This is a genomic window from Microbacterium sp. GbtcB4, from assembly GCF_019091465.1.
Classification (GTDB): Bacteria; Actinomycetota; Actinomycetes; order Actinomycetales; family Microbacteriaceae; genus Microbacterium; species Microbacterium paraoxydans.
The window spans coordinates 1-262 of record NZ_JAGXJJ010000206.1 but is presented as its reverse complement, the minus strand read 5'-3'; the positions used below and the strand labels follow the sequence as shown (position 1 = coordinate 262).

1 protein-coding gene is annotated in these 262 nt (G+C 65.6%); it reads right to left on the bottom strand.

Translation table 11 applies throughout. From position 1 onward, the window contains the following. A partial coding sequence (locus tag KVS71_RS17700; protein ID WP_217585186.1) for a twin-arginine translocase subunit TatC occupies window positions 1–262 on the bottom strand: 262 nt, incomplete at both ends.

Below are 262 nucleotides of genomic sequence, written 5' to 3'. Positions count from 1 at the left end.
AGAAGTTGGTGCCGCCCTCCGGGGTGAAGCTCCACATGCGCTCGATGTCGTGCGGCATGATCTGCACCCCGAGATAGCACCCCGCGCTGAACAGCGGCACCGCGGCGACGACGAAGCCGACGGGGTAACGGATCTCCTTGCGGGTGAGGCCGGGCATGATGAGGGCCCAGTTCTCCCACAGCCAGACGGGTGCGGAGAGGTACAGGCCGATCGTGTAGGCGATGCGCATACGCATGTCGAGCGCGGACGTCACTGTCGCGAA